Consider the following 21299-nt stretch of genomic DNA (forward strand, 5'->3'; position numbering starts at 1 on the left):
GCCACGTGTCGCCGCGCTCGTCGTGTCTTGACTCCCCGCGTCGGCCCTCACGAGATCATGGCTCATGGCCCTCTTCCGCCGACGAACCCCCGAGCGCGCTCCGATCCCCGCCTTCTGGGAGTGGTGGAACGGCGGCGCGGCGGCGCGGCTGGGCGACAGACTCGCGGCGGGTGACGCGGCATCCCTGGTCGACGAGATCTCGGCCCGCGTGGCCGCCATCGACCCCGGCCTGGCCTGGGACACCAGCGCCGGTCGGGATTCCCAGCACCTGCTCTCCCTCGGTTCGGAGGGCGACGCAGCCCTTCGGCCCCTGGCGGAACGCTGGCTGAGAGCCGCTCCCCCGGCCGATGCGACGTGGTCGTTCGCGGCCTCGCGCCAGCGGGATCCTGCCGTGCTGACCACGAGACTCGATCTCGGCGGAGTCGAGCTGCTCCTCGGCGAGATCACCGCCGTGATGGAGTTCGACGACGACGCGGCCCTATTCCACGTCCGTCTCCTCCACCCCCGCTTCGCGAGCGCCCCCGACGCCGTCCGGGCTCAGATCGCTTTCCTCGTGGTCGATTGGCTCCTGGGCGAGGACGACGTCGAACGATGGATCGGCAGGATCGAGACGGCCTCGGTCCCCGACGACGCCGCGGTCGACCTGGGGGTGCTGCGTGACTGCGTCGACGCCGTCGCCGCCCAGCCGGTCGAGGAGACGTGGCACGTGCTCCGCGGACGGAGCGCTACGGGCAGCGACATTCTGGCTGTCGCTCGACGGCCTCTCCGCTGGATCGACCACCCCCTCCTCGATCAGCACGCGTCGGTGACCCTGCGATTCGACCCGGACGACGGAGGGATGCCCACGCCGGACTCCCTCGACCGGCTTCGAGACCACGAGGACCGCCTGATGGAGGCCATTGGCGGGCGGGGGCTGCTCCTGGCCCACGAGACCGGCGCCGGACGGCGCACGCTCCACGTCTACGTCGACTCCGAGGATCAGAACGGAGCCGATTCGATCGCCGGATTCGCAGTCCGCCACGCGGACACGACCGTCGAGTTCGAGCTGGATCCGTCCTGGAGGGCGATGCGGCGCTTCGGCTGACGACCGCTCACGGGCCGGCCGTCACCAGGGGCTGGAGCCCAGGATCCCCGTCAGACCGGTGACCCAGGTGGCCGCGAGGATCGCTCCGACGACGAAGACGAACGCCCCCGCGGTGAAGGCCGCGTGCGCCCACACGATCCGGTAGGAGTGGAAGTCGTCGCGCGTGCCCCGAGCCCGGCGGACGAGGTAGACGAGCGGCGTCGCCCAGATGGCGTGGACGCTGAGACCGTGACGGAACCCGCGCCGATCGAGCTCCGCGAGGTCGCGCCGAGCGGCGAGGAAGTTGGTACCGGCGACAGCCGCGACGACGAGCGCGATCTCCGCCCAGGAAAGTCCGCCCACCGAGGCGGCGAGAACCGCGAGCGTGACCATCAGCACGAGCGGTGACGCCGCGATGAACAGGCCGGGTCTCGTCCCGCTCGGCTCGAGGGTGCGCCGCCGCTGCGGCACCTGCTCATCGCGGAGCGTCGTCGGGCCCGCGGCGGGTGCGGCAGCGGGAACGGCCGCCGCCCAAGCGCGGACGGCCGGGGAATCGAGGTCAAGTTCGCCGACCTCGGCTCGGTGATCGGGTCGCGGGCTCCTCATCCTGCGGTCCGCGCCGTCGTGATCGAGCTCCGCCGACCGGGGCGCGTCATCGCGACGACCGGCGGCGACGGGCCGCGGCGACGAGGGAGACGCCGAGGGTCGCTGCGGCGAGGGCGACGAGCGCAGGAGCGACGGGGGTCGATCCCGTGGACGCCAACTCGGGCGAGGCGGCCGGTGCGACGGCCGCGGTCACCGGAGCGGGGCTCGACGTGGTGGGCGGAGGGGCCGCCGAGCCGGGGACGGGCACGTCCGCCGTGTCGAAGTCCGGGTAATTACCGACGACCGAGTAGCGGAGGTGCGCGGGATCGCTCGTGTCGACGGTGAATGCTCCGAGGCCGTACTGACCGGGGCCGACCGTCAGAGCGGTCGACCAGCGGCCGTCCGCTCCCACGGTGATACTGCCGTCGTAGGCCGGGACGGTCGCGGAGGGGGCCGCCGTGGAGTCGTCGAACCAACCCGGGTAGAGCGCCGAGAAGTAGCGGTCGGCGGCGGTGAGGTCACCGATGTAGAGCTGCACCCCGCTGCCGGGCGTTCCGGTTCCGGAGATCGTCGCGGTGAAGCGATCGCCCGTGCGCGTCACCGTCACGGGGTCGTCGATGGTCGGAGGAAGGACGGCACCGGGCACGATGCTCACGTCGATGGGCTCCGCCGGCTGACCATCGGTGTAGCCGGACAGCGGGTCGCCCCGATCGTCGACCGTCTGGGCGAGGGGGGTGAACGAGTAGGTTCCGGGAGGGAGATCGAGCTTGGCTGACCATGCCCCGGTCCCGTCCGCCGTGGCGAAGGCACCTCCGGAATATCCGTCCTGGCCGGGATCGAGGCGCTCGGCGTCCACGAACACCACGTCTCCCGCTTTGGCCGTGCCGGAGACGATCGCGAAGACCCTCCCGCCCCCGAACGGAGTCGGTTCGCCCTCCAGCGTGGCTCCGGCGACCGGCGACGTGATCACGGGGGGCTCCGTGTCGGGAGCATCGAACTGGACCTCGACTAGCCGCTGGCCAAGCGTCCGGGACCCCGCTTTCCCGTCGATGAGGATCAGCTGGTCCCAGCTCACCGCGTCGCTGAACGTCACGGTGGCGCTGAAGAGACCCCGGGCGTCGACCGACGTCGTCGTCAGGACCTTCTCGTATCCATCGCGCAGGGTGATGACGGCCCCGAGGGGTGCGCTACCCGCGATCGTGACCGTGCGCGGCCCGTGCACGAAGTAGACCGTGTCGGTGTCCGTCGGCGTGGTGATGACGATGCCCGGCGCGGGTGCTGCCTTCGCCGCACTCTTCGGAGTCGGCTTCGCCGTCTTCGCGGCCGCGAGCGCGTGCGCGTCGACGACGGACGGCTCGTGTCCGACGGCCTCGGCCAGAGTCGTGCTGCCTCTGTGGAGCACCGGTGCCGCGAGCGCGGGCGTCGAGCCGACGGCGCCGGTCGCCAGGACGGCGGCGAGAACGGCAGGAGCCACGGCGAGAGGAAGCAGGCGGCTCCAGCGGATCCCGTTCGAGGTCGAGGTCATGGGCGGGGGCGTCCGATCCGTGCCGGGACGGTCGTGCGAGCCGTGCCGCTCGGCCGTCGGGGGTCGTCCGGTGATCGCGGACTGATCGAGAAGCTAGCAGCGGCGGGGCTCGGTCGCCTGCCCCCAGTCCAGGTGCAGGCAGAACCGCTCCCTACCCGTCGTACCCCCGCGGCGTCGTCCCCATGGCGTCGAGACGCTGCTCCAGCTCGATGACCACGCGGTCGATCCGCTTCACCTGAAGTCGAGAAGTGAAGACGCCCAGGACGGCCGCCGCCCCGCCGCGGCAGCCACTGTACGGGGTCGGCGTCCGCCGGCGCGGATCCGGTGAGCGTGCTCGTCCACACACCGTGCCAGACGGCCTTCTTGCCAGCCTCCGACCGGACGAACAGACTCCACGCGACCATTCCCGCCGCCGCCACGAGCGCGACGATGATCGCTGCGGCCAACGAGGTCGCGAAACCGCCTCCCGTTCGGACGACGCCGACGAAGACCACGCCGCCGAGGAAAAGGTCGAGTGCCACGGAGATCACCGCGACGGCTCCGTTGGCGAGGAGTCCCGGCCGGGGTCGGTCGTCGGTCATGGGGAGAGTGTGCCACGGTGCCTGCTCCGTCGTTCGCCGATTCGACGCCGACCGGGAGACGGCCAGGGCTTCTGACAGGAGGCGTGCCAGGCGATACCCGTGCACTCGCTCAGCGGATCATCGTCGGGAGGTCCTCTCGCGCCCCCTACTTCGCCGAGCGGCGACCGAGGGAGGACTGAAAACGCAGCAGATAGCCGTCCGGATCGCTGACCACGAACTGCTCGACACCGGCCTCCTGGTCGCCGATCCGGTACCACTTCGTTTCCAGCTGCATGAACAAGGGGATGCTGCGAGCCTCGAGTGACGCTGCGAGTGAGGCGCAATCGCTCACTGAGATCTGGAAGTTGACACCCCGCCCGAGGGGCCGCTCGAGAGGGCCCGAGATCCAGTTTCGTCCGGCGCCGATCTCTTCGAGCATGACGTGGGCGGTTCCGCACGCGACGAAGGCGAAACCCTCGTCACGTCTCGAATACGACACCGAGAAGCCGCAGTGACCGACCCAGAACTCGAGGCTCTGGTCGAGATCGGACACGAGGAGTTCGGGGACGAGAGCCGGATCGAGGTCGGTTGTCACGAGGCCATCGTCTCAGGATCCCGACGCTAGTCCTTCCAAGACCACCTGTCAGGGCTGTGCCGGCACCATGGGCGTCACACGCGACTCTTGGGCCTCGGAGCGGAGTTCTCGACTCGGAACAGGCCCAGAAGCTCCGACTTCTCAGCGGCGACCGCCCCGACGAAGAAGCTCGTCCGGGGGCCGACGCGAAGAAGACCGACTTGCGAATCGGAAGGAATATCCCGGAGAGCGTCGAGGAAGGCCGTCATGCCCTCCTCGCGAAGGAAAGGCTTCTCAGCGATCCGCTGCTGGCGGAGCCCGTACAAGCCTGCAAGGTATCCCGCCTCCATCCAGTTGAACGCGATGTTCTCGTGAGGGGAGAGCTCCAGAAGAGAGAGCAGACCGGCAATCAGAGGGCCCGGCGGCGCCGCCTCGAGGAGCTGACTCAGCCGATCGACGGAGATCTGATCACGCACCATCGATTCCTTTCCCGACTCGACGTCGAGGCACGACTTCCGTGACGGACAGGGACCCCATCGCGATCCAGGTCCTCAACTCCACGTTGTCGACGATAGTCGCTGTCTCCGTACCGGGACTCCCCCTACCGGGCTTTCCCGTCGCCTGGAGCAGGCTCAGGACATCCGATTCTCCCCAATCTGGAGTCATGCGGCGACGTGGTCGTGGCCAGCGCGATGGGCGACGCGACGAGGCGACACCGGAGTGAACGACATTCGAGCCACCCGGTAGGGTCCTGCCATGCGTTCTGTGCCTCGTGAACTCGATTCCTCCGTCGTCGCCCAAATCGATGAGCGTCTCGCTGAGGTCGGATCGGATTTCGGTGTCACCGTCGCCTGGGCCATCGAGAGCGGGAGCCGCGCCTGGGGATTTCCTTCGCCCGACAGCGACTATGACTGCCGTTTCATCTACGTCCGCCCGGCTGCGGACTACCTCTCGCTGTGGCCCGGTCGCGATGTGATCGAAACACCCCTGGACGAAGTGCTCGATGTGAATGGGTGGGACCTTGCCAAGACGGTGAGGCTCCTCGTCAAAGGCAACGCCGTGGCACTCGAGTGGTTGCGCTCCCCGATCGTCTACGGGGGCGACGTCGATTTCCGCGATGACCTCCTGGCATTCGCTGCGACGGTGACGGAGAGAGCCGCCATCGGGCGTCACTATCTCCACGTCGCACGACGTCAGCAGGGTGGGACGGCCACTCTGAAACGGTTCTTCTACGTCCTTCGGACGGCCTCCGCGCTGCGATGGTTGCACGATCACTCCGATGAGGCGTGCCGCCGATGGACCTTGCATCGCTCCTCTCTCAGAGTGCGGTCAGCGAGGACGTCCGTGCCGCCGCCGCCGAGCTCGTGGCCAAGAAGGCCATCACACGCGAGATGGGGACAGGATCGCCGCCGGACATCCTGCGCCGATTCGTCGAGACCGAATTGGACTGCGCCGAGCATTTCGAGACGGATCGTCCGGAACGACCGGTGGCCGAGGTGCGAGAGAAGGCGGACCTCTACTTCCAGACGGCCATCACGCGCTTCGGCCACCCCGGGGCGGACGCCTGAGGCTGACCGGCGCTCGTCACCGCGACACGGACCTCTGCCTGCCCGCATCCTCTCCCTGGATCGACTCGAAGGCCTGACGCTCGCGGCGACCGCGGCGCACCAGGAGAATTCCCCGGCCAAGACCTACCGCGCCGATGGCGATCTGGCCGAGAACAGGCCAGTGGAAACCCGACGTGAGCAGTTCGAACGCTCCGATTCCGAGGAACGCGGCGCCCCCCACGATCTGCCAGCGTCCTGTGATGACGATCCGATCGATCGCCATCCGCCGCTGGATGAGAGAAGCCATGTCGGTACCGTACTCGTCGGAGAACAGAGCCGGACGCTCGAGGCGTCTTGCTGTCGGATCCTCAGCGGGTGATACGGCTGATGGACCGCCAGGTGTCGAGGACCTCGTCATCGGGAGCCGGCTCTTGGCATCCGACGACGAAGCAGAGAAGTTCGGTCACCCAGCCGAAGGCCAGCGCAGACGATCCCATGACGCCGTGAGCGGCGACGCCCACGTGTAGGGCCCGACCGCCCCGCTCCGATCCCGCCCGGACGGCGTCCCGATACTCGAGCGGTAGACCGAAGCGAACGTCGTCCACGTGCACGCTTGCGAGGGCCCCCTCGAATCGACCTGTCGCACGGAGCGGCCCGAACTCGGTGACTCCGCCCCTCGGCTGCTCGCGACCACCGATGAGCGCATAGCTGGTGGGGTGGCCGCCTCGGCCCCCTGCCCACTCGACGGCGACCTCGTCGGTCGACCGTTCGTCTGTCCCGGGAAGAACATCGCCGGGAGCGAAGAGGCGCAGCCCGACCCCGTCCCGCCCTGGAATCGTCGGGATGAAACGCACTATGAGGCACCCTTCGCCGAAAGAATGCGCCGCGCGCGCTCGAACGCCAGAGCCTCCCCGATGAGAGGCGCCCAGGCGGAGACCATCCGGGCGCGCAGCGCGTCGATCACCGTCAGCTCGCGGCGAGCCGCACCTTCTGCAGGTCGACGTCGAAGTCGGCCGGCGGCCAGGCCAGGTCGAGACCCGAGAGCGCATCGACCAGGAGCCGCTGGACGGCCACCCGGGCGTACCACTTGCGGTCGGCGGGAACGACGAACCAGGGGCTGTCGTCGGTCGAGGTGCGCTGGAGGGCGATCTCGTAGGCGTTCTGGTAGTCGCTCCAGAGGTTCCGCTCGTCGATGTCGCCGGGGTTGAACTTCCAGAACTTGTCGGGGCGGTCGAGGCGGTCGGCGAGCCGACGCTTCTGCTCGTCGTAGGAGATGTGCAGCATGACCTTCACGATCACCGTGCCCGCGTCGACGAGCTCGCGCTCGAACTCCTGGATGGCGCCGTACCGACGCTCGATCTCGTCGAGGGAGGCGAGCTCCCGGACCTTGCCGATCAGGACGTCCTCGTAGTGCGACCGGTCGAAAACGCCCATCATGCCGGGGGTGGGCGCCTCGCGTCGCACCCGCCAGAGGAAGTCGTGGGCGAGCTCCTCCTCGGTCGGGGCCTTGAAGGCCTTGTGCCGGATGCCCTGCGGATCGACCGCGCCGACGACGTGCCGCACGATCCCGCCCTTGCCCGCGGTGTCCATCGCCTGGAGCACCAGCAGGACGCTGCGCGTGCCGCCGGCTCCCCTGCTCGACGCGAACAGCTTCTCCTGCATCGCCGAGAGCTGCTCGGCCCCGGACTCGAGCGCCTGGACCCCGTACTTCTTGTCGCCGTTGAACCCCGGCGTCGCGGACGTGTCGACGTCGGCGAGGCGGAACCCCTCTCGGACGCGGAGGCTGTCGGTGGGCTCGATCTTCCAGGTCTTGGCCATACGCAGACCCTATCCCTGCGGGCCGACAGCCGGGGCCGACTCCGCACCCCGGACGACCCGTCAGCGCTCCAGTGGGACCTCGATGAGCACGGGCCCGCGCGATCCCACGAGCGCCTGGTCGAGCTCGCCCCGCGTCGTGGCTCGGACGTACTCCCACCCGTAGGCGCGCGCCAGGTGCTCGAACGACACCGGCTGCGGTGTGAGCTGCACCCGCGTCATCGCGTCGGCCGGTGCGACCTTGGCCACCTCCAGGCCGTCGAAGATCGTGCCGCCCACGTCGTTGCCCACGATGACCTGGATCCGCGGCTTCGCCTCGCCCTCGCCGAAGAGCAGCGACCCGGCGTCGTGGAGCAGGGTCAGGTCACCGACCAGGAGTCGCGTGACCCCGCGGTCGCCGGCCTGCCAGTCGAGGCCGTCGATGCCGTGCGTCCCGCCCGCCTGCGAGGCCAGCCCGATGCCGGTCGCCGTCGCGATGGTGCCGTCGATGCCCGCGAGGCCGCGGTTGGCGTGGACGGCGATGCGCTTGCCGGTGACGACCGAGTCGGCCTCGCGGATGAGGCGCGAGGCCCCGAGCACGAGACGGTCGTGCGGCCAGGTGACGTGCCAGAGGGCCTCGACGAGCGATCGCCTCGTGACGGGCCGACGGATCGCCTCGACCTCGGAGCGGAGGAAAGCCGCTCGCGTCGCACTGTCGTCGGAGCGCGACGCCTCGACGTCGGGAGCGGTGTCGTCGTCCACGATGAGCGAACGGCTTGCGTGCACCCAGCGGCCGACCCAGGCGCGGTGCTCGCGGTCGTCGGGCGAGGCTCCAGGAGCGGAATCGACCTCCTCGGGAGAGGCAGGAGCCGCGGGCACGACCCGCACGCTCTCGACGACGGTCGCACTCCGCGACGGGTCGTACGCCTCGGGCGCACCGCCGCGGACGACGATCACCTCGACGCCCGCCCGCTTGAGCAGAGCGGGGATCTGCCGCGACAGGGTGGGGTGACCGAAGACGATCGCGCGTCGGATGCGGCCGCCGAACTCCGCATCGTCGAGCAGCTGCCGGTAGGCCGGCACGGCGTTCGGCCCGAAGCGAGCCCCGCTCGACACCTCGGCGAGGAGCGGCGCGCCGAGGAGACGCGCGGTCTCCTCCGCGATCGGGCCGGACGCGTGGCCGGCGACGACCACGGTGGTGGGGGTCGCGTCGACCGCGAGGTCGTGGGGCGGCGTGGCCGAGGCCTGGCCCGAGGCTCCTGCGCCCGGATCGGCCGCGCGAGCGGACAGGGCGCTCACGGGTGCGGAGAGCGGCTCCCGGAAGGCGACGTTGAGCTGGACCGGACCGCGCGACGGCGGAGCATCGGGCGACCCCGACCGGCCGAGCGCCGCCGAGACGGCCTCGCGGGCCAGGGCGCGGACGACATCGACGTCGACCCGGCCCTCGACGGGCGCCTCGACGTCGCGGAGCATCCGGAGCGCGGGGCCGAAGAGATCGGGCTGGTGGGTCGTCTGATTGGAGCCGATCCCGCGGAGCTCCACGGGACGGTCGGCGGTCAGCAGGATCAGGGGAACGCCCGAGTGGTGCGCCTCCAGAACCGCAGGATGCAGGTTGGCGACGGCCGTTCCGGAGGTCGTCACGACGGCGCTGGGTACGCCCGACTCGATCGCCAGCCCCAGCGCCAGGAAGCCGGCCGAGCGCTCGTCGAGGCGGACGTGGAGCCGCAGGCGACCTTCGCGCTCGAACTCCGCGGCGGCGAGGGCGAGCGCCTGCGAGCGGGAGCCCGGGCTCAGGACGACGTCGCGAACACCCGCGGCCTCGAGTTCGACGAACAGGCGGACCGCGAAGTCGGTCGCGGCGCTGCCCGAGAGGGCGCTGCCAGCGCTGATGTCTTCTGCCACTACTTCTTCGGGCCCCGCGTGGAGGTGGGACCGTCGTCGTCGTGCTCGGCGAGATCTTCCTCGAGGAGACGGATGCGCTCGTCGAGCGACTCGCGGTCGGCGTCGCTCACCGGCTGCGCGGGGCGACCGAGGAAGTCGGGGTCGTCGTCAGGGGCGACGGTGCGCCGCCCGGTGCCGGCCTGGCCTACGCGGCCGAGAAGGAACCAGAGGATGCCGCCCACCACGGGGAGGAGGACGATCACGAGGGCCCAGGAGCCCTTGTTGAGCGACCGGATGCGGGCCCTGTCGGAAGTGAGGCAGTCGACGAGGGCGAACACGACGAAGGCGACCGCCGCAACGATCAGAACGATCAGGCCTTTGACCATGCTCGAATCCTAGGCGGGCATCCTGGGCGATGCCGGTGTCGTGGCTGGACCGTTACCCGAGGTCGAGACTCTCGGCGGGCTGCGGGTCGCCGGACCGTAAACTGCGAGCTGTGAAAGCCACGATCCTCTACACGCTCTCCCGGGTGGGCACCTTCGCGGTGCTGTTCCTGCTGCTCCGCCTCCTCACCTTCACGGTGCCGGTGGCGGCCATCGTCGCGGCCGTGCTGGCGTTCGTGCTCTCGTACCTGTTCTTCGGCCGGCTCCGCTCGGGCGTCGCCGAGACGATCGCCCGCCGCCGGGCCGCACCCGAGCGCGACGACGACGCCGACGAGGAGGACGCCGCTCTCGACGGCTCGCCCCGGGTCGCCCGTCCGGCGCGGCGCCAGGCTCCCGCCGAGGACGACTGACTCCGGACGACCGACTCCGGACGACCGACTCCGGACGACCGACTCCGGAGCGGATCTCTACGGCAGGAAGAAGATCACCGCGGCGAGCGCCAGCGAGAACGCCAGCGCTCCGAACGATGACAGCTTGAGCGCGAGGATGAGTTCCGGAGCCGTCTTGGCCGTCACGCCGATGACGAGCGCCGGAAGCGTCAGCAGCAGCGTGAAGTAGGGGTAGCCGCCCCCGAACGTGAACACGACGAAGTAGACGAGCAGCACGTACGGCAGCATCAGGAAGAGCGCGTAGACCACGCGCGCACCGCGCTGCCCGAGGACGACGGCCAGCGTCCGCTTGCCGGCCAGGGCATCCTGCTCGATGTCGCGGATGTTGTTGACCATCAGCACGGCGCAGGAGAACAGGCCGATCATGACGGCCGCCACGAGACCCGTCGGGTAGGTCAGCGACCCCGACTGGACGTAGCTGGTGCCGACGGTCGCGACGAGCCCGAAGAAGACGAAGACGAAGACCTCGCCGAGGGCGTTGTAGCCGTAGGGGCGCTTACCGCCGGTGTAGAACCACGCGGCGACGACGCTGGCGACTCCGACGAGGGCCAGCCACCAGAAGTGGCTGAGGACGATGACGGCGATACCGGCCGCTGCGGCGACGCCGAACGACACGAACGCCACCGTGCGGACCGTCTTCGGGTTCGCGACGCCCGCTCCGGTGAGGCGGGCGGGACCGACGCGGTACTTGTCGGTGCCGCGGATGCCGTCCGAGTAGTCGTTGGCGTAGTTGACGCCGATCTGCAGGAAGAGCGCGACCACGAGGCAGAGGACGGCCAGCACGGGCTGGAAGTCGTGCTGCTCGAAGGCCGAGGCGCTGCCGAGGACGACCGGCGCCACCGCGAGGGTCAGGGTGCGCGGGCGGGCACCGCTGATCCAGTCGGAGGCCGTCGCCGGACGGACCTCCGGTCGACCCGGTCGGCCTCCGGGTCGGCCCGGCTTCCTGGTGCTTTTCGTCTTGGTCTTCGCCACGGGCAAATCCTACGGGGCCGGGCTCGACGCTTCCGCCGCCAGCCTCGTGAGGGCGACCCGGTCGGGCTTCCCGGACGGCAGGAGCGGCAGGGCGTCGACGACGAGGAGGCGATCGGGAGCCGCGGCGCGGCCGGCCACCTCGACGACGGACGCGCGCAGGGCGTCGAGACCCGGCGGCTCCTCGGCGGTGTCGCGCGCGAGCGCCACCACGGGCACCTCGCCCCAGCGCGCGTGCGGCGCCCGGACGACGACGGCGCCCGCGAGGCCAGGGAACCCCTGAACCACGCGCTCGACGACGCCGAGCGACACCTTCTCGCCGCCGGAGACGATGACGTCGTCGAGACGCCCCGTCACGGTCACGCGCCCGTCGACGTCGACCTCGCCCGCGTCGCCGGTGCGGTACCACCGGGTGCCGTCGCGGACGACGAAGGCCGCCTCGGTGCGCTCCGGATCGCCGAGGTAGTACTCCGCCAGCGTCGGGCCGGTGAGTTCGAGCTGCCCGTCGACCACGGTCGCGCGGGTGCGCCCCACGGGCACGCCGTCGTAGACGCAGCCGCCGCTGGTCTCGCTCGAGCCGTAGGTGCGGACCACCCGGGCCCCCGACTCCTGCGCGCGCGCCAGCAGCGACGCCGGCGTCGCCTGGCCGCCCACGAGGATCGCGTCGAAGCGGCGCAGGATCCGGTCCTCTTCCGTTCCGGGCCGCGCCGCGTCGAGCACGGTGGTGAGCTGCGCCGGGACGAGCGACGTGTACCGCACCGGCGCGTCGAGCCGGTCGGCCGCCGCGAAGAACGCCGCGGCCGAGAAGTGCCCCACGGGCAGCAGCTCCGGCGCCGTCTCGGTGGCGAGGGAGCGGACGAGGACGTTCGTGCCGGCGACGTAGTGCGCAGGGAGGGCGAGGACCCACTGGCCCGGGCCCGCCAGGGCCTGGTCGGCGGCGGCGGCTCCCGCCAGGAGGGCTCCTGCGGAGAGGGCCACGCGCTTCGAGCGCCCGGTCGAGCCGCTCGTCTCGATGACGAGGGCGATCCGCTTCTCCACCCGGGAGGGAAGGTCGGACGGCACGTCGCCGTCGACCCGCGGGTTGACGGCGTCGCCTCCGGAGAGGGCATCGCGCAGGGCTTCGAGGACGGCGCCGGGCGAGCGGGCGTCGACGGCGACGAGCGGGTGGGTCATCGGGAGATCTCGGCTCGTCAGAACTGCCAGGGGTAGGGCGACCAGTCGGGCTCGCGCTTCTGGAGGAAGGAGTCGCGGCCCTCGACGGCCTCGTCCGTCCCGTAGGCGAGGCGTGTGGCCTCTCCGGCGAAGACCTGCTGGCCGACGAGCCCGTCGTCGACGGCGTTGAAGGCGAATTTCAGCATCCGGATGCTCGTGGGCGACTTGGTCATGACGATCCGCGCCCAGCGCAGGGCCTCGACCTCGAGCTCCGCGTGGTCGACGACCGCGTTGACCGCGCCCATCTCGTAGGCCCGCTGCGCGGAGTACTCCTCGGCGAGGAAGAAGACCTCGCGCGCGAGCTTCTGCCCGATCTGGCGCGCGTAGTAGGCGCTCCCGTAGCCGCCGTCGAAGGAGCCGACGTCGGCGTCGGTCTGCTTGAACTTCCCGTGCTCCCGGCTCGCGATCGTGAGGTCGCAGACGGCGTGGAGCGAGTGCCCGCCCCCGGCCGCCCAGCCGGGCACGACGGCGATGACGACCTTCGGCATGGTCCGGATGAGGCGCTGCACCTCGAGGATGTGCAGGCGACCCGCACGACCCGGGTCGTTCACCGCGTTCTCGGTCTCGGAGTACTTGTAGCCGTCGCGACCGCGGATCCGCTGGTCTCCCCCGCTGCAGAACGCCCAGCCGCCGTCCTTGGCGCTCGGCCCGTTGCCGGTGAGGAGCACGACGCCGATCCGCGGGTTCATCCGCGCGTCATCGAGCGCACGGTAGAGCTCGTCGACCGTCTGCGGACGGAAGGCGTTCCGGACCTCGGGCCGGTCGAAGGCGATGCGAGCCACCTGCCCGCGGACGTCGTGGTGGTAGGTGATGTCGGTGAGCTCACCCGCTCCGGAGGCCTCGCGCCACTCGCTCGGATCGAACAGGTCGGATACGCCTTCAGCCATGCCGCCAGCCTAGCGACGCACCCCCTGGTCCAGACTGGACGCATGCTCCTGCCCCCTCTCGACGACCTCCTCCGCGACGCCCACGTGGTGCGGTTGCCGCTCCGCAACCGGTTCCGCGGGGTCGATGCGCGCGAGGCCCTCCTCGTCGAGGGACCGCGCGGCTGGACCGAGTTCAGCCCCTTCGTCGAGTACGAGGCCGACGAGGCCGCGGCCTGGCTCGCCGCCGCCGTCGACTTCGGCTGGGGAGACGAGGTCGCCCCGCTCCGCGATCGCATCGAGGTGAACGCGACCCTCCCGGCCGTCGACGCCGACCTCGTCCCGACGATCCTCGACCGCTATCCCGGCTGCCGGACCGTCAAGGTCAAGGTCGCCGAGCGTGGCCAGACGCTCGCCGACGACGTCGCCCGGGTGCGGGCCGCCCGCGCGTGGGTCGGAGACCGGGGCCGCGTGCGGGTCGACGCGAACACGAACTGGTCGGTCGACGAGGCGCAGGAGGCCCTGACCGCTCTCGCCCCGTTCGCACTCGAGTACGCCGAGCAGCCGTGCCGAACGGTTCCCGAGCTGGCGGAGCTCCGGGCGCGCCTCCGGGATGCCGGGCTCGATCTCCCGATCGCGGCCGACGAGAGCGTCCGCCGGGCGGCGGACCCGCTCGCGGTGGCCCGCGCCGGAGCGGCCGACCTGCTCGTGGTCAAGGCGCAGCCGCTCGGGGGCGTCGCGACCGCCGTCCGACTGGTGCGGGACGCCCGGCTGCCCGCCGTGGTGTCGAGCGCGATCGACACCTCGGTCGGGCTCGCCATGGGCGCCCACCTCGCGGCGGCGCTGCCGGAGCTGGCGCACGCCTGCGGGCTCGGCACGGCTGCCATGCTGGTGGCCGACGTCACGCGGGAGCCGCTGCTGCCGGTCGACGGGGCGATCGAGGTGCGGCGCGTGGAGGCCGACGTCGACCTGCTGCGCGAGCACGCGGCTCCTGCGGACCGCCGGGACTGGTGGGTGGAGCGGACCCGCGCCTGCTACGGCGTGCTCGCCGCCCGATAACCGCTCGCCGAGGCGAACGCGTCAGGAGGCGCGGACGACCGCACCCGGGGACTACATGCCCGAGTAGGCGTGCAGACCCTTGAAGAACAGGTTGACCACGGAGAAGTTGAACATGACCGCGGCGAAGCCGACGAGCGACAGCCAGCTCGACCGGGCACCGCGCCAGCCGCGCGTCGCCCTGGCGTGGATGTAGCCGGCGTAGATGACCCAGATGATGAAGGTCCAGACCTCTTTGGTGTCCCAGCCCCAGTACCGACCCCAGGCCTTCTCGGCCCAGATGGCACCCGCGATGAGCGTGAACGTCCAGAGGACGAAGCCGACGAGGGCGATGCGGTAGGCGAGGTCCTCGAGACGCTCGGCGCCCGGGAGCGTGTCGAAGAGCTTGAGGCCGGCGGCCTTCGACGCCTCGCGACGGACCTGGATGATCTGCGCGGCCGAGAGGCCCGCCGCGATGGCGAAGAACGCGGTGCCGAGGCACGCGACGAAGACGTGGATGACGAGCCAGGCCGACTGCAGAGCCGGGACGAGCGGGCTCACCGGCACGTAGAAGTTCACGACGGCCACGCCGAGCAGGACGAGGTTGAGGCCCTGGACGTAGGCGCCGAGGTACCGAACGTTGACGAAGAGGTTGACGAGCAGGTAGACGGCGACGATCAGGGCGGTGCCCGTCAGACCGAACTCGAACATGTTGGCCCACGGCACCCGGTCGGCCGCGAGCCCGCGGAGGACCACGGCGACGATGTGGACCACGAGGCCGAGGGCCATCATCGAGAAACCGAGGCGCTCGAAGGTGGAGGAGCGGCGCGGGGCGTCGGCGCCGGTGTCGACGTCGGTGCGCTCGAGGACGGCGACGCCCGAGCCTCCTGCCCGCCCGGAGACCACGCCGCGCGTCTTGGCACGGAGGGCGGCGGTCGCGGCGATCTGTGCGTCGCCGGAGCGCTTGGCGAGATCGAGGGCGAACGCGACGAACGAGATCACGTAGATCGCCATCGCCGAATACGCGGCATAGAGGCAGTAGGTGGAGAGCTCTGCAGGAGTCACGCGCTTACCTTACGTCGATTGGAGGCGGGGCTCGCTCCGAGAGCGGTGAGATGTCTTTTCGCCAAGTCACCCACGGCTCGTTCGAGGTTGGGATCCTCGCCCCGGGCGAGGCCCGCGTACTCCAGGCGGAGACCGTCCGGGCCCTCGACCGCCTTCACCCAGACGCGGCGGCGCGGGATGAAGAGGCCGGTCAGGAGGCCGAGGACGATGAGGATGGCGAAGACCAGCACCCAGATCTGCGAGGGGTCGTGGTGGATGTCGAGCGACGCGAAGCGCTTCACGCCGTTGAACTCGATGGAGCCGAGTCCGTTCGGCAGGTCGACCGTCTGCCCCGGCTTCAGCTCGATCGACTTCTCGAGGGCCTTCTTGTCGGTGCCCGCGATCGGGGTGAGACCGTCGGTGTCGAGCGCGTAGACGGACTTCGGCACGCCGTCGTTGAGCCCGAGGTCACCGGAGAAGACGTTGAGGCTGAGCACCGGGTTCAGGGTGTCGGGGAAGTTCGACGCGAGAGCGCCCGAGGCGAGCTTCTCCGCCGACGGATAGAAGAACCCGATCATGCCGAGCTGGCTCGGGCTCGCGTCTGGCACCTTGATGACGCCGATGGAGGTGTTGTTGCTGTCCTGCGGCAGGAACGGGATGGAGTCCTTGAGGGCGATGTTGCCCTTGCCGTCGCGCACCGTGACGTCGACGGCGTAGCCGTTGCCGAGCAGGTAGACGTTGGTGCCGCCGATGTAGAGCGGGGAGTTGACCTTGATGGTCTTGTTCTCCGGCGAGCCGCCCTGCATCTGGGTGGTCACGTCGGCCGTGTAGTCGATCGGGGTGCCGCGGGCCGACGTCCTGCTCGAGTCGTACTTCGCCGTGAACGAGTCGACCTTGAGGTTGTAGGGCGCGAGCTGCGCCGAGTTGAAGAACCGACCCGGGTTGAACGAGTCGTACGAGCCGAGGACGTTCGAGAACGACTGGCCCTCGACCACGACGCGCTGTCCCGTGTAGCCGAAGCCGCCGCCGATGCCGACGGTGATCAACACTCCGAGGAGGGCGGTGTGGAAGACGAGGTTGCCCGTCTCGCGGAGGTAGCCGCGCTCGGCGCTCACCGAGTCGCCGTAGACCTCCGTGCGGTAGCCGGCCCGCCGGAGCTGCGCCTTCGCCGCTGCGATGGCCGACTGCGCGGTCACGGGTGAGGACGACGACTCCGGGTCGACCGCGACGTCGTGCGCCTGGAACCCGACGAGGCGCGACAGGCGCACCGGCGTCTTCGGCGGGCGGGCGCGGAGCGCGTCGAAGTGGTGCTTCGTGCGCGGGATGATGCAGCCGATGAGGGAGATGAAGAGGAGGAGGTAGACCGCCGAGAACCACGGCGTCGAGTAGGTGTCGAACAGTCCGAGGTGGTCGAGGAACGGGTAGAGCTGCGGGTGGTCCGTCTTGTACTGGACGACGCCGTTCGGGTCGGAGGTTCGCTGGGGCACCAGCGACCCGGGGATGGCGGCGATGGCCAGCAGCATCAGCAGGAACAGCGCCGTGCGCATGCTCGTCAGCTGCCGCCAGAAGAACCGCGCGTAGCCGATCGGGCCCAGCCGGGGCTGGGTGATCGCAGGATCCGGGTCGCCCGAGGCCTCGATGTGGTCGTCGGGCCGGTCGGTCCGTGCCTCGGCGATCGCGTCGTCGGGCCTGCCTGCGGCGGGACCGTTCTTCGGGGTGTCAGACGACGGTGCCATAGGTCGCGATCACCGCCCCGAGACGAGACATGAGGTCGGTCCAGACCCCGGCGACCATGAGCACACCGATCAGCACGAGGATGCTGCCTCCCAGCAGGTTGACGGCACGGATGTGCCGCTTGACGAAGGCGATCGAGCGCGACATCCAGCCGAGGCCCAGGGCCACGAGGAGGAACGGCACGCCGAGGCCGAGACAGTAGAAGAGACCGAGCACGAAGCCCTGCCAGGCCGAGCCCGAATTGTAGGAGAGCGCCGTGATCGCGGCGAGGGTCGGGCCGAGGCACGGGCTCCAGCCGAGGCCGAACACGATCCCCAGCAGCGGTGCCCCGATGAGGCCCGTCTTCGGGCTGATCCGGAGCTTCGAGGTGCGCTGGAACAGCGGGAAGTTGCCGATGAACACGAGTCCCATCAGGATCACGACGACCCCGAGGATCCGCGTGATGAGGCCGCGCCACTCGAGGAAGAACGAGCCGAGGACCCCGGCCGCGGTGTTGAACGCGACGAAGACGACCGTGAAGCCGAGGATGAAGAGCAGGACGCCGAGGAGCACGCGGACGCGGTCGCGGCGTTTGCCCCGGGCATCCTGCGCGGTGCCGGTCAGCCCGCCGACGTAGCCGAGGTAGCCGGGCACGAGGGGCAGGACGCAGGGCGACACGAACGACAGGATGCCCGCGAGGAGCGCGACCGGGAGGGCGACGAGCATCTGGCCGCTGGTGACGGCTTCGAAGAACGGGTTGCCCTGATACACCTACTTGCCCTCGGCGACGGTGTCGCCCACGAGGGTGTCGAGGACGTTCTCGTTGACCTCGCCCAGCACGCGGGCGGCGACGCGACCCTTCTGGTCGAGGACGATCGTGGTGGGCGTGGCGTTCGGGCCGCGCTGACCGGCGAGGGCGAGCTGCACCTTGGCGTCGGCGGTGTCGACGACCGACGGGTAGCTGATCTTGAACGAGCGCGCGAAGGCCCGCGAGGTGTCGGCCTCGTCACGGACGTTCACGCCGATGAACTGCACTCCCTGCGACGCGTACTTCTTGCTCAGGGTCTCGAGCGCAGGAGCCTCGATGCGGCAGGGCGGGCACGACGCGTACCAGAAGTTCAGCACCACGACCTTCCCCTCGTAGGTGCTGCGCGAGATGCTCTTCCCCTGGTCGGTCGTCGAGGTGAACTCGATCGGCTTCGTCCGGTCGGCGGGCTTGATCTCGGTCACCGTGCCGTCGCCGGAGACGTAGTTCTTCGTCGTGCCGTCTCCGTACTGCTGGGCGAGGGTGTCTTTCGAGCAGCCGGTGAGGGCGGTGGCGGCGACACCGACCACGATGGCGAGGCGGACGAGACGGGACGGGGTGGCTCTCACGGGGTCAGACGGCTCCTCGGTCGACGGCGGTGGATCGGAGGTCGGCGGCGGGCTCGCGGTAGCCGACCTCGGCGAACGCGTCGCCGCGACGCTCGAAGGTCGTGATGCTCGAGAGCGTGCACCGGCGATGACGCGGGTCGTGGAAGAGACGCTGCCCCGCGACGCTGCGGTGCACCATCCAGATGGGGAGCTGGTGGCTGACGAGGACGACCTCGCCGGCGTCGACGCTCCGCCAGGCGCTGTCGACGGCCGCGAGCATCCGCGCCGCGATCTTGACGTAGGCCTCGCCCCAGCTCGGCTTGAGCGGGTTCGCGATCCACGGCCACTCGGTGGGCGTCGCGAGGGCCTTCGTGAAGGTGGAGCGTCGCCCCTCGAACTTGTTGGTCGGCTCGATCAGGCGCTCGTCGGTGAGGATCTCGAGGCCGGTCGCGCGCGCCCACGGGGCCGCCGACTCCTGCGTGCGCTGGAGCGGACTGGCGATGAGCCCGGTGACGTCGGCGCCCTCTCCGAGGAGGCTCTCGGCGGCACGCTCGGCCATCCGGTGCCCGAGATCGCTCAGGCCGAACCCCCGGATGCGCCCGTAGAGGACGCCCTCGGGGTTGTACACCTCGCCGTGGCGGACGAGGTGGATCTGGGACGCGGGCACGGCATCCAGTGTAGATTGCGCCGCCATGCCCACCTCCCACCGGGGTTTTCCCCAGGTGGGGGTAGCTCGGGATCGAGAGATCGAGCCCGACTAAGCTGGTCTACCGTGACCACACGCACCCTCATCAAAAGCCTCGCCGCCGCCACCGACGGACCCGTCTCCGTCTCCGGATGGGTCGAGACGGTCCGCGATCAGAAGAAGGTGCAGTTCGTCGTGCTCCGCGACGAGACCGGTGCCGTCCAGCTCGTGTCGCCGAGGAGCTTCGACGAGGAGGGCGCGGCCACGGCGACCGAGGTCTCCGAGGCCATCTCCGCGCTCGCGCAGGGCACGTTCGTGACGGTCACGGGCGAGCTGAAGCACGACGAGCGCGTCAAGCTCGGCGGAGTGGAGATCAAGGTGGCGTCGATCGACGTCGCCGCCCCCGCCATCGCCGAGACGCCGATCGCCGACGACTCAGGCATCGACAAGCGGATGGACTGGCGCTTCCTCGACCTGCGCGTGCCCAAGAACGCCCTCATCTTCCGCATCCAGACGACGCTCCTCCACGCGTGGCGCTCCTACTGGTACGAGAACGACTTCGTCGAGATCTTCACGCCGAAGCTCATGGCGTCCGCGTCCGAGTCGAAGGCCGAGCTGTTCCGCATCGACTACTTCGAAGGCTCCGCGTACCTCGCCCAGAGCCCGCAGTTCTTCAAGCAGATGGCGCAGCCCGCCGGCTTCGGCCGCGTGTTCGAAGTGGGGCCGGCCTTCCGCGCCGACCCGAGCTTCACGAGCCGCCACGCGACCGAGTTCACCTCCGTCGACGCCGAGATAAGCTGGATCCGGTCGCACGAAGACGTGATGACCATGCACGAGGAGCTCCTCGTCCGCGGCTTCCAGGCCGTGAAAGACAAGCACGGCGACGAGATCAAGGCCCTCTTCGACATCGACCTCCAGGTGCCGACGGCGCCGTTCCCGCGCATCCCCCTCGCCGAGGCCAAGGAGATCGTCGCCTCGCGCGGCTACGAGGTGCCCCGCGCCGACGACGACATGGACCCCGAGGGCGAACGACAGATCGCCGCCCACGTGGCCGAGACGTTCGGGCACGAGTTCGTGTTCCTGACCGACTACGCCGCGAGCATCCGGCCGTTTTACCACATGCGTCACGCCGACGACGAGACGCTCACCAACAGCTACGACCTCATCTTCAACGGCGTCGAGATCTCCACGGGCGCCCAGCGCGAGCACCGCGTCGACGTCCTGACGGCCAACGCCGTCGAGAAGGGCCTCGACCCGGAGGAGCTGTCGGGATACCTCGACTTCTTCCGCTACGGCGTCCCGGCGCACGGAGGTTTCGGCATGGGCCTCGCGCGCGTCCTCATGCTGATGCTGCGCCTGCCGAACCTCCGCGAGACGACCTACCTGTTCCGCGGGCCGACGCGCCTCGAGCCGTAGGGCTCGGGGGCCGAGGTCCGAGGCCCGAGGCCTCAGACCCGGGCCCGGGCCCTGCGCTCAGTACTCGTAGTCGATGGAGGTCCGCTCGCTCACGAGCGCGCGGATCTCCCCCGCGACCTCGAGGTGACGCGGGTCGTTCTGATACGTCTCGAGCCCCTCGAAGTCGGCGAAGTCGGCGACGATCGTCACGTCGGCGTTCTTCTCCGGCCAGATGCCGTTGACCCCGACCGTCAGGCTCTGGATGGTGTCGATCTGGCCGACGAGCGAGGTCAGCAACCCCTGGATCCGGGCGATCGCCGCGGCCCTCTCGTTCTCGTCGGCGGCGGCGACCTTCCAGATGACGATGTGCTTGACGGTCATGGGGCGTCCTTTCGGAGGGCAACGCGCAGCGCTGCGCGGAGGCGGTCGGGTTCGACCCGCCAGATGGTGTGCACGCGGCCGTCCAGGAGGACCACCGGGATCTCCTCGCTGTACTCGTCGGCCAGGGCCTGGTCGTCGAGGATCGACCGCTCGTCGAAGCGGAGTCCGAACTCCTCCTCCGCCAGCACGCCGGCGAGAATCGTGCGGGCGTCGTCGCAGAGGTGGCAGCCGGGCTTCGACAGGAGCGTGATCTCGAGCACGGCAGAAGCCTAGCCCCGTCGTCAGCGC

The 21299-nt window shown here is 70.2% G+C and carries 24 protein-coding genes and 1 pseudogene; 6 read left to right on the top strand and 19 right to left on the bottom strand.

Going from position 1 to position 21299, the window contains the following annotated elements:
* Positions 1–64: 64 nt before the first annotated feature.
* Entirely contained in the window at positions 65–1084 is a 1020-nt protein-coding gene (locus tag AS850_RS10905; protein ID WP_119869140.1) for a DUF695 domain-containing protein, read from the top strand.
* A 21-nt stretch (positions 1085–1105) separates the two neighbouring features.
* On the opposite strand, the gene AS850_RS10910 is transcribed toward AS850_RS10905, so the two are convergent.
* From AS850_RS10910 to AS850_RS10925, 4 genes are all read right to left on the bottom strand, one after another.
* Entirely contained in the window at positions 1106–1669 is a 564-nt protein-coding gene (locus AS850_RS10910) for a hypothetical protein (protein WP_119869141.1), read from the bottom strand.
* 46 nt (positions 1670–1715) lie between these two features.
* The gene (locus AS850_RS10915; protein WP_119869142.1) at positions 1716–3173 is read right to left on the bottom strand and encodes a hypothetical protein; all 1458 of its coding nucleotides are present in this window, start codon (positions 3171–3173) and stop codon (positions 1716–1718) included.
* Positions 3174–3899: 726 nt separating this feature from the next.
* On the bottom strand, positions 3900–4328 hold the full coding sequence (locus AS850_RS10920) for a bleomycin resistance protein (protein ID WP_119869143.1): 429 nt from the start codon (positions 4326–4328) through the stop codon (positions 3900–3902).
* 74 nt (positions 4329–4402) lie between these two features.
* The gene (locus tag AS850_RS10925; protein ID WP_123955490.1) at positions 4403–4783 is read right to left on the bottom strand and encodes a hypothetical protein; all 381 of its coding nucleotides are present in this window, start codon (positions 4781–4783) and stop codon (positions 4403–4405) included.
* A 280-nt stretch (positions 4784–5063) separates the two neighbouring features.
* Here AS850_RS10925 and AS850_RS17060 point away from each other — a divergent pair.
* Both AS850_RS17060 and AS850_RS16885 read left to right on the top strand, forming a co-directional pair.
* Positions 5064–5528: pseudogene (locus tag AS850_RS17060) on the top strand (nucleotidyltransferase domain-containing protein); the annotation flags it as partial.
* 74 nt (positions 5529–5602) lie between these two features.
* Positions 5603–5875, top strand: coding sequence for a nucleotidyltransferase domain-containing protein (locus AS850_RS16885; protein ID WP_250638018.1), 273 nt, complete (start codon positions 5603–5605; stop codon positions 5873–5875).
* 16 nt (positions 5876–5891) lie between these two features.
* On the opposite strand, the gene AS850_RS16820 is transcribed toward AS850_RS16885, so the two are convergent.
* The 5 genes from AS850_RS16820 to AS850_RS10950 all read right to left on the bottom strand — a co-directional run bounded on the left by AS850_RS16820 (position 5892) and on the right by AS850_RS10950 (position 9915).
* Positions 5892–6161 carry a hypothetical protein gene (locus tag AS850_RS16820; protein ID WP_236940686.1) on the bottom strand — a complete coding sequence of 90 codons (270 nt, stop codon included), beginning with the start codon at positions 6159–6161 and terminating at the stop codon, positions 5892–5894.
* A gap of 61 nt (positions 6162–6222) precedes the next feature.
* Complete coding sequence (locus tag AS850_RS10935) at positions 6223–6708, bottom strand: hypothetical protein (RefSeq protein ID WP_119869146.1); 486 nt, start codon at positions 6706–6708, stop codon at positions 6223–6225.
* Positions 6709–6820: 112 nt separating this feature from the next.
* Positions 6821–7672, bottom strand: a complete 852-nt coding sequence (locus AS850_RS10940) for a PPK2 family polyphosphate kinase (protein WP_119869147.1) — start codon at positions 7670–7672, stop codon at positions 6821–6823.
* A gap of 60 nt (positions 7673–7732) precedes the next feature.
* The gene (gene menD / locus AS850_RS10945) at positions 7733–9550 is read right to left on the bottom strand and encodes a 2-succinyl-5-enolpyruvyl-6-hydroxy-3-cyclohexene-1-carboxylic-acid synthase (RefSeq protein WP_119869148.1); all 1818 of its coding nucleotides are present in this window, start codon (positions 9548–9550) and stop codon (positions 7733–7735) included.
* The gene (locus AS850_RS10950) at positions 9550–9915 is read right to left on the bottom strand and encodes a PLD nuclease N-terminal domain-containing protein (protein WP_119869149.1); all 366 of its coding nucleotides are present in this window, start codon (positions 9913–9915) and stop codon (positions 9550–9552) included. The genes menD and AS850_RS10950 overlap by 1 nt, the downstream gene beginning before the upstream one ends.
* 110 nt (positions 9916–10025) lie before the next feature.
* Here AS850_RS10950 and AS850_RS10955 point away from each other — a divergent pair, with 110 nt between their 5' ends.
* Positions 10026–10322, top strand: coding sequence for a DUF4229 domain-containing protein (locus tag AS850_RS10955; RefSeq protein ID WP_119869150.1), 297 nt, complete (start codon positions 10026–10028; stop codon positions 10320–10322).
* Positions 10323–10379: 57 nt separating this feature from the next.
* Here AS850_RS10955 and AS850_RS10960 read toward each other — a convergent pair whose 3' ends face one another.
* From AS850_RS10960 to AS850_RS10970, 3 genes are read right to left on the bottom strand one after another with little or no spacing between them, the layout of a single operon-like run.
* A complete protein-coding gene (locus AS850_RS10960) occupies positions 10380–11333 on the bottom strand; it encodes a 1,4-dihydroxy-2-naphthoate polyprenyltransferase (RefSeq protein WP_335589167.1) in 954 nt (317 codons plus the stop codon).
* A gap of 9 nt (positions 11334–11342) precedes the next feature.
* A complete protein-coding gene (locus AS850_RS10965) occupies positions 11343–12503 on the bottom strand; it encodes an AMP-binding protein (RefSeq protein WP_119869152.1) in 1161 nt (386 codons plus the stop codon).
* Between the two features lie 17 nt (positions 12504–12520).
* The gene (locus tag AS850_RS10970; protein WP_119869153.1) at positions 12521–13429 is read right to left on the bottom strand and encodes a 1,4-dihydroxy-2-naphthoyl-CoA synthase; all 909 of its coding nucleotides are present in this window, start codon (positions 13427–13429) and stop codon (positions 12521–12523) included.
* Between the two features lie 42 nt (positions 13430–13471).
* On the opposite strand from AS850_RS10970, the gene AS850_RS10975 reads away from it, so the two are divergent.
* Complete coding sequence (locus AS850_RS10975) at positions 13472–14464, top strand: o-succinylbenzoate synthase (RefSeq protein ID WP_119869154.1); 993 nt, start codon at positions 13472–13474, stop codon at positions 14462–14464.
* Positions 14465–14515: 51 nt separating this feature from the next.
* On the opposite strand, the gene ccsB is transcribed toward AS850_RS10975, so the two are convergent.
* From ccsB to AS850_RS11000, 5 genes are read right to left on the bottom strand one after another with little or no spacing between them, the layout of a single operon-like run.
* Positions 14516–15505 (bottom strand): c-type cytochrome biogenesis protein CcsB, encoded by a 990-nt coding sequence (ccsB, locus tag AS850_RS10980; protein ID WP_442856889.1) that lies wholly within the window; start codon positions 15503–15505, stop codon positions 14516–14518.
* The gene (gene resB / locus AS850_RS10985; RefSeq protein WP_119869155.1) at positions 15502–17220 is read right to left on the bottom strand and encodes a cytochrome c biogenesis protein ResB; all 1719 of its coding nucleotides are present in this window, start codon (positions 17218–17220) and stop codon (positions 15502–15504) included. The genes ccsB and resB overlap by 4 nt, the downstream gene beginning before the upstream one ends.
* Positions 17204–17923 carry a cytochrome c biogenesis CcdA family protein gene (locus AS850_RS10990; RefSeq protein WP_119870269.1) on the bottom strand — a complete coding sequence of 240 codons (720 nt, stop codon included), beginning with the start codon at positions 17921–17923 and terminating at the stop codon, positions 17204–17206. The genes resB and AS850_RS10990 overlap by 17 nt, the downstream gene beginning before the upstream one ends.
* 45 nt (positions 17924–17968) lie before the next feature.
* Positions 17969–18571 carry a TlpA family protein disulfide reductase gene (locus AS850_RS10995; protein WP_119869156.1) on the bottom strand — a complete coding sequence of 201 codons (603 nt, stop codon included), beginning with the start codon at positions 18569–18571 and terminating at the stop codon, positions 17969–17971.
* A gap of 4 nt (positions 18572–18575) precedes the next feature.
* Positions 18576–19217 carry a histidine phosphatase family protein gene (locus AS850_RS11000; protein WP_119869157.1) on the bottom strand — a complete coding sequence of 214 codons (642 nt, stop codon included), beginning with the start codon at positions 19215–19217 and terminating at the stop codon, positions 18576–18578.
* 105 nt (positions 19218–19322) lie between these two features.
* Here AS850_RS11000 and aspS point away from each other — a divergent pair, with 105 nt between their 5' ends.
* A complete protein-coding gene (gene aspS, locus AS850_RS11005; RefSeq protein WP_119869158.1) occupies positions 19323–20651 on the top strand; it encodes an aspartate--tRNA(Asn) ligase in 1329 nt (442 codons plus the stop codon).
* A gap of 57 nt (positions 20652–20708) precedes the next feature.
* Here the strand turns inward: aspS and AS850_RS11010 are convergent, their stop codons facing one another.
* A complete protein-coding gene (locus AS850_RS11010) occupies positions 20709–21011 on the bottom strand; it encodes a Dabb family protein (RefSeq protein WP_119869159.1) in 303 nt (100 codons plus the stop codon).
* Complete coding sequence (locus tag AS850_RS11015; protein WP_119869160.1) at positions 21008–21271, bottom strand: glutaredoxin family protein; 264 nt, start codon at positions 21269–21271, stop codon at positions 21008–21010. Before AS850_RS11015 ends, AS850_RS11010 begins: the two co-directional genes overlap by 4 nt.
* Positions 21272–21299: the final 28 nt, after the last annotated feature.

Source organism: Frondihabitans sp. 762G35 (assembly GCF_002074055.1).
Taxonomy (GTDB): domain Bacteria; phylum Actinomycetota; class Actinomycetes; order Actinomycetales; family Microbacteriaceae; genus Frondihabitans.

What these genes read in the sequence shown, in the direction of transcription:
- AS850_RS10910 (WP_119869141.1), bottom strand. Translation starts at nt 1,669, where the DNA reads ATGAGGAGCCCGCGACCCGATCACCGAGCCGAGGTCGGCGAACTTGAC.
- AS850_RS10965 (WP_119869152.1), bottom strand. Translation starts at nt 12,503, where the DNA reads ATGACCCACCCGCTCGTCGCCGTCGACGCCCGCTCGCCCGGCGCCGTC.
- AS850_RS11010 (WP_119869159.1), bottom strand. Translation starts at nt 21,011, where the DNA reads ATGACCGTCAAGCACATCGTCATCTGGAAGGTCGCCGCCGCCGACGAG.
- AS850_RS10905 (WP_119869140.1), top strand. Translation starts at nt 65, where the DNA reads ATGGCCCTCTTCCGCCGACGAACCCCCGAGCGCGCTCCGATCCCCGCC.
- AS850_RS10915 (WP_119869142.1), bottom strand. Translation starts at nt 3,173, where the DNA reads ATGACCTCGACCTCGAACGGGATCCGCTGGAGCCGCCTGCTTCCTCTC.
- AS850_RS16820 (WP_236940686.1), bottom strand. Translation starts at nt 6,161, where the DNA reads ATGGCTTCTCTCATCCAGCGGCGGATGGCGATCGATCGGATCGTCATC.
- AS850_RS16885 (WP_250638018.1), top strand. Translation starts at nt 5,603, where the DNA reads ATGGACCTTGCATCGCTCCTCTCTCAGAGTGCGGTCAGCGAGGACGTC.
- AS850_RS10940 (WP_119869147.1), bottom strand. Translation starts at nt 7,672, where the DNA reads ATGGCCAAGACCTGGAAGATCGAGCCCACCGACAGCCTCCGCGTCCGA.
- AS850_RS10950 (WP_119869149.1), bottom strand. Translation starts at nt 9,915, where the DNA reads ATGGTCAAAGGCCTGATCGTTCTGATCGTTGCGGCGGTCGCCTTCGTC.
- AS850_RS10990 (WP_119870269.1), bottom strand. Translation starts at nt 17,923, where the DNA reads ATGCTCGTCGCCCTCCCGGTCGCGCTCCTCGCGGGCATCCTGTCGTTC.
- resB (WP_119869155.1), bottom strand. Translation starts at nt 17,220, where the DNA reads ATGGCACCGTCGTCTGACACCCCGAAGAACGGTCCCGCCGCAGGCAGG.
- AS850_RS10970 (WP_119869153.1), bottom strand. Translation starts at nt 13,429, where the DNA reads ATGGCTGAAGGCGTATCCGACCTGTTCGATCCGAGCGAGTGGCGCGAG.
- AS850_RS10975 (WP_119869154.1), top strand. Translation starts at nt 13,472, where the DNA reads ATGCTCCTGCCCCCTCTCGACGACCTCCTCCGCGACGCCCACGTGGTG.